The sequence below is a fragment of the Paenibacillus sp. OT2-17 genome (assembly GCF_009827695.1).
Lineage (GTDB): Bacteria > Bacillota > Bacilli > Paenibacillales > Paenibacillaceae > Paenibacillus > Paenibacillus polymyxa_B.
Window position 1 is genome coordinate 1 of record NZ_WUDQ01000128.1, and the last position, 8,665, is coordinate 8,665.

Genomic DNA, 8,665 nt, shown 5'->3' on the forward strand with positions numbered 1-8,665 from the left:
CCATTGGTCAGGTCGGTGACTTCCTCCAGCTGTTTACGTTGCGCCGGGTCCCGTTCCCATCCATCTGGGTCACCGCATTTTTGCGTACCACTGGTTTGATTTTTGCATGCTTTGGTAGAGTACGTTGGCCAGTAGGCCCAGCCCGGTGCTACGGTTTTGAGATGCGGTGCCAATTGCTTGCCTTCTGTATTCAACCACTTGGCCACAGCCAGGTTTACCGCCTTGGAGCGATTAAATAATCCAGGTTCATTATCTACTTCATAATATTGAAGATAAGAACCGTATTTTTTTACATAATCGCGCAACTTTTGCTTGGCCGTCTCTGGTAGAGAACCATCTTTTTGCAGCTTAATATCACCTGTATATAAATACAAAGCAGACGATTGCATATTATACTGCTTTAACGTTTGATAGTAATCATCCACGTCTGTACAGGCCTTGCCCACATTACTGGCACAGGTGACCCTCATGACGTTGCCACTATAAGCAATGCCCAGCCACTTGAGAACGTATGGTAAATGCTTAACTGCACCCTGATCATAATAAAATTCTTTATTGTTCACATTTGTTCCGGTCAGTATATATTTACCGTGTACCGGTTCGGTCGCAGGTGAAGCTAACGTCTCCAAGCTCAAGTCATCCCAAGTCCACCACACATTTTTATCTTCTGCAGAGGAGCAGTATAGGCAGCGCGCTGTCTTTAGCTTGAGTACGTTAACACCGCTTTGCAATTGCTCTTTGGGTATATACAGCTCGTAGTTGTTTTTGAAATTATAAGTACTCCCAGTACCGGAAACCCCGGCAATCTGAATAATACCGGACAGCTGATGATTTGAAAATACAGCCATTTGCGGGACTGCTTTGCCCGCATCCAAAATCCGAACACGGAATATCATACCATTGGGAGGAATCTGATTCAGCTTATACTGGAGTGTCAGTTCAGGGTTCGTGGACGCATTCAAACCGGGAGGAATATCTCCACTGCTGAGCAATACCGGAACTGTTGTACTCTCTGCTTCCGACAATGCTGACAATGATCCTTTAGCAGACGATTCGGTAGAGGCAGCTGCTGTAGAAATATCGATATTATCCCTACCGACCACACCTTTGAATTCCGCTGAAGAGTCATCCCTCTGACCCAGCTTCCATACTGGACTGGCAGCCGCTACTTTATCCGTCTGCAATTCTGCGCTTCTTGAAGGCGTGTATATAAACCAAGCGATCATCGCTATAGCTACGACCGCTAGTAGTCCAGATAAAACTACTGAATACCTATGGGATAACCATTTTTTTATCATATGATCCACCCTCTCTCCTCAAATTTTTTGACCGGGAAAGAGTATCAATCAAGGAAGAAACAAAGCGTTTCCGGGAATCACCGCTTTCGCTTCATGCTGACTTTCCCACATTAGACGTGCCATCGCGTCGCCTTTTTCATCATAGTATTCCACTTTTAAATCTACCATTTTGCCTGCTTCCAAAGTAATACTACCTTTACGCTCTGTCCAGCTTTGTTTGAACCAGCTGTCAATAACCAACTTGCCGTCTACCCATACACGGATACCGTCATCGGATATCGTTGTGAACGTATAGGTCTCGCTATATTGCGGTTTGATTTTACCCGTCCAGCGAACCGAGAACTGATCGGCATTCACCTTTGGATCAGCTGCATTGGCACGCCAGTTGTAGTCCAGCTTGCTATCTGTACGGATCAAAGCAGGACTTCCGCTCAAATTCATATTGTTAAAATATTCGCCCTGCAGCCCGTTCACATATACCACATCAGGAACGGAAGGAGGAGTCGGAGCCGGGATAGGCTCACTTTGTCCCTCGTCCGGTAAGGTCGGTACGTCTGTCCCAGGTTGTTCGATTGCTGCCAGCCCATTTTTCACATCATCCCGCGTCAAACTCTTCGAATCATTCATATAATCCTGAATTTGATTTGTTGTGTTATTCTCAGTCAGCATCTTGCCCCAAGTCATGGAATATACCCATTTAGGTTGAGCCTGCAATACCTCAGAACTAGGCATCTCACCGTGCTCCCCAATGGCAATCGGCTTATTCCGTGCCAACCCGAGCAGACCTTCGTAATGACTTTGCTTAAAATCATTGTTGTAAATGTCTACTGCCAAAATGTCCACTTTGTCATCCCCCGGGTATTTCGGGGTATATGGGACGGTATACGAATTGGGAGCATTCGGACTCCATACCCACAGCAGATTGTTCAATTGATGTGTGTTTGTAAAACGGTCGTACATGATATTCCATAGCTGATTGAAATTATTTTTGTTTCCCCACCAGAACCAGTCACCATTCATTTCGTGGTAAGGTCTCCACAAAACCGGAACCCCTGCATCACGAAGCTGCTTTAACGATACAGCGACCTTATCCAGATCGGCAATGAGGAGGTTATACTGCGCAGTACCTGGAGTCACGTATTTGTTGAACTCTGCCTGACTTACTTTCGCCTGTACATTGGCCCAAGTCAGTGGCCTACCTGGTAGCGCTTCATGAAAAGTCATTGTCACAATACCACCGGATCTGTCCCAACGGATAGCACTATCGACGACATTTTTACGTTGTGCTGCTTCCGTAGCGTCAGATTGACCAGAGATAGCTCCCATCTCATAGCCGTGTACACCAACATATGCCTGACTGATTTTTTGGACCTTGTTACTTAATTCATCTGGACTTTCCAAATAATCATGCTGACCGGTGACTATTTTTTTCCCTGAGATGTTGAGTAAATAATTGTATAGTTCACGGGCCTGAGTAGAAGCGTCCGAATTAACAGGTTGTAATGAAGCGGCATTCGCCACCGACAGAGAATCTCCAAAACCGACGGGCAACAATGAAAAAAGCATAACAACGGGGAGTACATGACGTATCAGTCGATACAGAGGAATAAAATTGAATCTCACTTTCGCTCTTCCTTTCGGTAGCCAGGCTGCCATCCTTGTGGAAGGCCCTTTAGCTTTGCGTACCTGCCTTTCGACAGGGCTGCGTTTATCGTTGGAAGGAGTTTGGATTCCTTCTTACCCTAAGTATCGACTTTTTTTTACCAAAATTTAATAGGTCATGTTCATGAATTTACAGGTTTTCGCCCAATTTCGACAGTTTAGGCTATGAATTTTCATGAATTCGTCTTTTTTTCGTTTTTACGAAAATAATTAGGAGATAAATTGGTGACGGGAAATTTCATTCCAATCCATACAAAAGCGGACAATATCCTCTTCAACCAACTCAGAGCCAGTCTGCACCTCAATAAAATCCACATCGGTCACTGCCAAAATGCTATGCTTCGTCCCTTCAGGGATACGTACTACGTCACCAGCCTTCACTTTGTGCAGCTTCTCATTCAAAATAATTTCCGCTTCACCGCTAATAATGGTCCAGATTTCACTTCGTTTGAAATGAAGCTGGTAGCTGATATTTTTGCCTTTCCGTACGCGGATTCGTTTGGTCAATACCTCGTTACCCTCGTCATACTTGACATAATCCACAACCCGATACTGTCCCCAACGACGTTCTTCATACATTGGACGCTGATCATGAGCCTTGAGCACTTCCTTAATACGAGGACTTTCTGCCTTATTGGTCACAAGAATGCCATCCGGGCTAGCGGCTACGATCAGATCATTCGTTCCAATGATCGCCACAGGAATGTCTAACTCGTTAATAAGGCTCGTATTGACGCAATCCTCCGTTACTACACCTCTGCCCACTTGTTGATTAGACATTTCTTCTGTGAGTGTATTCCAGGTACCCAAATCCTTCCAAAAACCATCATACGGAAGAACTACGATGTCCTTTTCCTTCTCGACTACTTCATAGTCAAAGCTGATTTTTTCCAGAGATGCGTATTGCTTTTGCATTTCTTCATAATTAAGTGGCAACCCCTTGGATGCCAAGATATCCAGCAAATAACTTAATTTGAATGCAAAAACCCCGCAGTTCCATAGAGCATTGCGTTCAATCAGACGCTCCGCCTGCTCCCGGTCGGGTTTCTCTTGAAAATGGCTCACTTCACGGTAGCCTGTGCTACCTTGAGTGGCATCGTTTTTCGGAATAATGTAACCATATTTCTCTGAAGGATAGGAAGGGACAACTCCGATTAAAGCAAGCTTGCCTTCACTCTCCTGAAGCGTATGTTCCAGCTGGGCTACGGAAGCGAAGAAAGCATCCTCAACATAAGGATCTACAGGCAATATTGCTATAATTTCATCAGGTGAAACACCTGCAATGGAATATAGATAAGTCGCTGTCAGCGCAATCGCAGGAAAGGTGTCTCTGCGTTCCGGCTCAACAATGATGCGTGTATTCGGCCCGACCTGACTCTGGATCATTTCGACCTGTGCTCTCCCTGTCGCAATAAACGAGGATTCTGATAATCCGTTGTCTCCCAATTGTCTCCATACCCGCTGTACCATGGATTCAGAAATCCCCTCCGGGTTCTCCAGTACCTTCAAAAATTGTTTGGAACGGGAATCGTTGGACAAAGGCCATAATCTTTTACCGGAACCACCAGACAAAAGTACGAGCTTCATAACTCTCCACTTCCTCTCTATATTGGTTGGATGATCGTTCTGATGATGAGTTGACTACCCGCTACGGTATGAATTTAATCTTATGATCGCTGTTGGACCGGGATTCACTCGATTATATAAAATCGTATATAGGTTTGAATCCCACTAAGCTTATGCTTCCGATGCGAGCTTTCCTTTGGAAAGCTTTCAGGCGAACGCTCCGCTTCTCCAGATTCAAATCCATCCCTGCGCTACTCAAAAATGCATCATGCCGATCATACCGTTTATTGCAAAAGGCACGACCGGACATTATTAAGTCCGGTCAGCCTGTAAAATCTCACGTTTGGCGTTTACCTGCCTTGCTTCACAGGAGCGGCGCCGCGGTACAGCCGCATGGCGCTTTGATCGGAAGGAGCGGCATCAACCGCGCCGCTCCTTCTGATCTGCCCTTCTACTCCCCCCATAAGGTGGGAGTTTAAAAATTGTGACTCCACGGCGAAAAGCAGCGGAGCGGGCAGAATTGTTCTGGAGAAGCGTCAGCGTTTGCCTTTATCCCCGGATTTTAACCTTTGAATGTTTTATATAATCCAGAAAATCCGGGGGTAACAGCAATCGGAAGAACAATCTGCACGCGCAGCGCCTTCAGCGCCTCCAACACCGCCACAGTCACTTTTTAATCTGTCACTTTTAAACTTCCACTTTATCCCGATTCCACCCACTCATCCGCGGACGACCCACGGAGTAGTATTCCAGCCCGGAGCCTTGGATCTGTTCCTCACCGAATACGTTACGACCGTCAATGAGAACCGGTTTGTGCAGAATGGAGGCCAGTTGTACGAGATCAACTTTTTTGAACTCTTCCCAATCAGTCAACAGGCACACAGCGTCGCTACCTTCAGCGGCTTGCTGTGGGGATGAGCACCACATAATATTCGGGTGATCCACGCGCTCCTTGAATTTATCCATCGCAATGGGATCATACAGCTTGACAATAGCGCCTGCCTGAATGAGCGTTTCTACGATTTCCAGTGCTGGAGCTTCGCGGATGTCATCTGTATTGGGCTTGAAGGCGAGGCCCCAAATGCCAATGGACACACCGTTCAGTTGACCCAGCGATTCGCGCAGCTTGGATACAATCATAAAGCGCTGGTCGGTATTCACCTCGACCACCGATTTCAACAACTTAAATTCATAGTCTACATTACCTGCAATTTGGATAAGCGCATTTGTGTCTTTTGGAAAGCAAGAGCCACCATACCCGATCCCTGCTTGTAGGAAAGAGGAACCAATCCGTTTGTCCATACCCATACCGTCAGCCACACAGGTTACATCGGCGCCAACCTTTTCGCAAATATTAGCGATTTCGTTAATGAACGAAATTTTAGTTGCCAGAAACGCATTGGACGCGTATTTGATCATTTCAGCACTACGGATATCCGTCACATAGATTTTATCCGTGAAGACCTGATGCAGAGTGACCATGGTTTCACGCAATCCTGTATTGTCCAAACCAATAATGATGCGATCCGGATGAAGCGTATCATTGATGGCTGAGCCTTCTCTCAGGAACTCCGGCGCGGAGACGATATCGAAAGACAAACTCGTGTGACGAGCCAACACGTCCTTAATCTTTTCGTTCGTTCCGACAGGTACAGTACTCTTGGTCATAATAATCTTATACCCGTTCATGGCTTTCCCAACATCAGCGGCCGCCTGTTCAATGTACGACAAATTCGCCTCGCCGTTAGCCAGAGAAGGCGTACCTACCGCCAAAATTACGATATCCGAGCGGCGTACCGCATCGGCCAAATCCGAGGTGAACTCCAACCGGCCCGCTTCCAGATTCAACGCGATCAATTCCTCAATACCCGGTTCATAAATCGGAGATTCTGCCCGGTTCAACATGTCGATTTTGTGCTGCTCCAGATCGACACAAATCACCTCATTACCTTTTTGCGCAAAACATACACCCGAGACGAGCCCAACGTATCCAGTACCGATTACAGCCAGCTTCATTCCGTTCATCCTCCTTTTAGAAAGTTCACATAGGCTTGTTCTACATACTTTTTTAATTGATCCTTGAAGTTTTCTTCATCAAATTTGCGGGCATGGGTAATGATATCGTCCACATTCCATGCATGTTGCTCAACCTTTTCGACGGCCTCCAGCACATCCTCTACTTGATGCTTGCGGAAAAATACGCCGTTCACATGAGGAACAATCGTATCCAGCGCTCCCCCACCCTGAAAAGCGATGACAGGCCGTCCGGCCGCATTCGCCTCCAAAGGCGTAATACCGAAGTCCTCTTCACCCGGAAAAACGAGCGCTCGGCATTCTGCCATCAGCTTGTTAACCTCTTCATCCTCAAGCCTGCCGAGGAACTCAATATTCGGGGCAGCCATACCTTCGAGTCGTTTACGGTCTGGTCCTTCACCCACAATGCGCAGCTTGAGACCGTTACGTTTGAATGCTTCGATCGCGAGATCGATGCGCTTGTAGGACACCAATCGGGATACGATCAGGTAATAGTCACCGATGTTTGTAGCGCGTTTAAAACGGGATGTATTAATAGGTGGAAAAATCACATCCGAATCCCTTTGGTAATAGTGCAAAATTCTTCGTTTAACAACCGAAGAGTTGGCAACAAACTGGTCTACGTTGCGAGAAGTTTTGGCATCCCATGTTTTCAACCGGTTCATGTACAGCTTGAGCATGTTTTTGAGCAGGTTGGATTTGGACTGCCGGGCCATATATGTATCGTAATCCCAGGCAAACCGCATCGGTGTGTGACAATAACAAATGTGAAACGTATGTTTGGGTACCTGGATGCTTTTCATAAATGCACTGCTGGAGCTTAAAACAATGTCGAAATCCCTAAAATCAAAATCACGGATAGCAATGGGATACAGCGGCAGCACTCCTTTGAAGTTGTCCTTCACCCCTGGGACTTTTTGTAGCCAAGTGGCTCTAATATCCGCATCCTTCAAGTTACGCGACAGGCGGTCGTCGCTGAACACCGTTGTGAAGATAGGAGCCTCCGGATACATATCGTGGAATACCTCTACTACCCTTTCCGCTCCGCCCATTTGGATTAAGTAATCGTGTGCTATCGCTATTTTCATCTGAATCATCCTTTAACGCGAATGTCGGTCAGACTCCTGCCAACAAACCCTTATAGTAATGAACTATATCCTTAACTGTGTTCTCGATGACAAAATGCTTTTTGACCCGTTCCATCCCTCTCTCACCCATCTGCTGACGTTCTTGTGGATGCTCCAACATCCAGCGGATGGCTTCTTCCAGCTTAGCCGGATCACCCGGTTCAATAAGCAGCCCGGTTTCATGGGGTACCACCGTTTCCTTGGGTCCACCCTCATTGGAAGCAATCACTGGGAGACCCGCAGCCATGCCTTCAATAATGACCTGACCGAATGGTTCTGGTGTAATAGAGGTATGAATCAGCAAATCACAACGCTGCATCAGGCCTTGAATGTCATCGACGTGTCCCAACAGATTGACGTTAGCCAACCCGTATTCGCGCATCGTGGACTCTAATCGTTGCTTGTATTCCTCTTCTCCGAACAACGCATCTCCAGCCAGCCAGAATTTCACGCGCTGATCCGGTAAAAAGGAGCGTGCCGCTTCCAGTAAAATATGCTGTCCCTTCCATTCCGCCAATCTGCCGACCAATACGACGTTAAACGAGTCATCACCACGTGAATCCGCAGCCGTGTCACGTGCTGTAATTGCTTTGGCAAAAGCGGAATAAACGACAAGCGTCTTTTTGTCCGGGGGTAACTCCAACGCACTCAGCGTGGACTTGGAATTAGCAATCACTCCGTTGGGCAAAAAGCGGGACATCAGCCGAATCCCTTTGGCCACAATCGGCTTCAGATACGGCGGACCGATGTGGTCACGGATATGCCAGATCAAGGGCAGCTTCGCCGATTTGGCGGCTACTGTACCATACAGTGCAGACTTGAGCGAGTTCGTGTGAACGCACACGACCTTTTCCTCACGCAGCAAGGGCGCAAGTTTTCTACCGTAAGCCAGCAAACGAAAAGCTGCTGCAGGCGCACCTAGATTCACGGCATTCCGTCCCCGATTGCGAATCGCATCGTTCCATTGGACGATTCGAT

General features: G+C 47.0%; 5 protein-coding genes, 1 pseudogene and 1 riboswitch. All 6 genes and pseudogenes read right to left on the bottom strand.

What is annotated here, in order from left to right; all coding sequences use genetic code 11:
- Positions 1-1,298: pseudogene (locus GRP75_RS14700) on the bottom strand (hypothetical protein); the annotation flags it as partial.
- Positions 1,299-1,346: 48 nt separating this feature from the next.
- Positions 1,347-2,921 (bottom strand): glycosyl hydrolase, encoded by a 1,575-nt coding sequence (locus GRP75_RS14705; protein ID WP_071559045.1) that lies wholly within the window; start codon positions 2,919-2,921, stop codon positions 1,347-1,349.
- Positions 2,922-2,934: 13 nt separating this feature from the next.
- Positions 2,935-3,015, bottom strand: a riboswitch (cyclic di-GMP riboswitch).
- Positions 3,016-3,170: 155 nt separating this feature from the next.
- The gene (locus GRP75_RS14710; RefSeq protein ID WP_160789659.1) at positions 3,171-4,547 is read right to left on the bottom strand and encodes a sugar phosphate nucleotidyltransferase; all 1,377 of its coding nucleotides are present in this window, start codon (positions 4,545-4,547) and stop codon (positions 3,171-3,173) included.
- Positions 4,548-5,213: 666 nt separating this feature from the next.
- On the bottom strand, positions 5,214-6,542 hold the full coding sequence (locus GRP75_RS14715) for a UDP-glucose dehydrogenase family protein (RefSeq protein ID WP_160789660.1): 1,329 nt from the start codon (positions 6,540-6,542) through the stop codon (positions 5,214-5,216).
- Between the two features lie 5 nt (positions 6,543-6,547).
- Positions 6,548-7,648 (bottom strand): glycosyltransferase, encoded by a 1,101-nt coding sequence (locus tag GRP75_RS14720; RefSeq protein ID WP_023987424.1) that lies wholly within the window; start codon positions 7,646-7,648, stop codon positions 6,548-6,550.
- Positions 7,649-7,676: 28 nt separating this feature from the next.
- The coding region (locus tag GRP75_RS14725; RefSeq protein WP_160789661.1) for a glycosyltransferase family 4 protein at positions 7,677-8,665 on the bottom strand (989 nt) is incomplete at its 5' end.

What these genes read in the sequence shown, in the direction of transcription:
- GRP75_RS14715 (WP_160789660.1), bottom strand. Translation starts at nt 6,542, where the DNA reads ATGAAGCTGGCTGTAATCGGTACTGGATACGTTGGGCTCGTCTCGGGT.
- GRP75_RS14720 (WP_023987424.1), bottom strand. Translation starts at nt 7,648, where the DNA reads ATGAAAATAGCGATAGCACACGATTACTTAATCCAAATGGGCGGAGCG.
- GRP75_RS14710 (WP_160789659.1), bottom strand. Translation starts at nt 4,547, where the DNA reads ATGAAGCTCGTACTTTTGTCTGGTGGTTCCGGTAAAAGATTATGGCCT.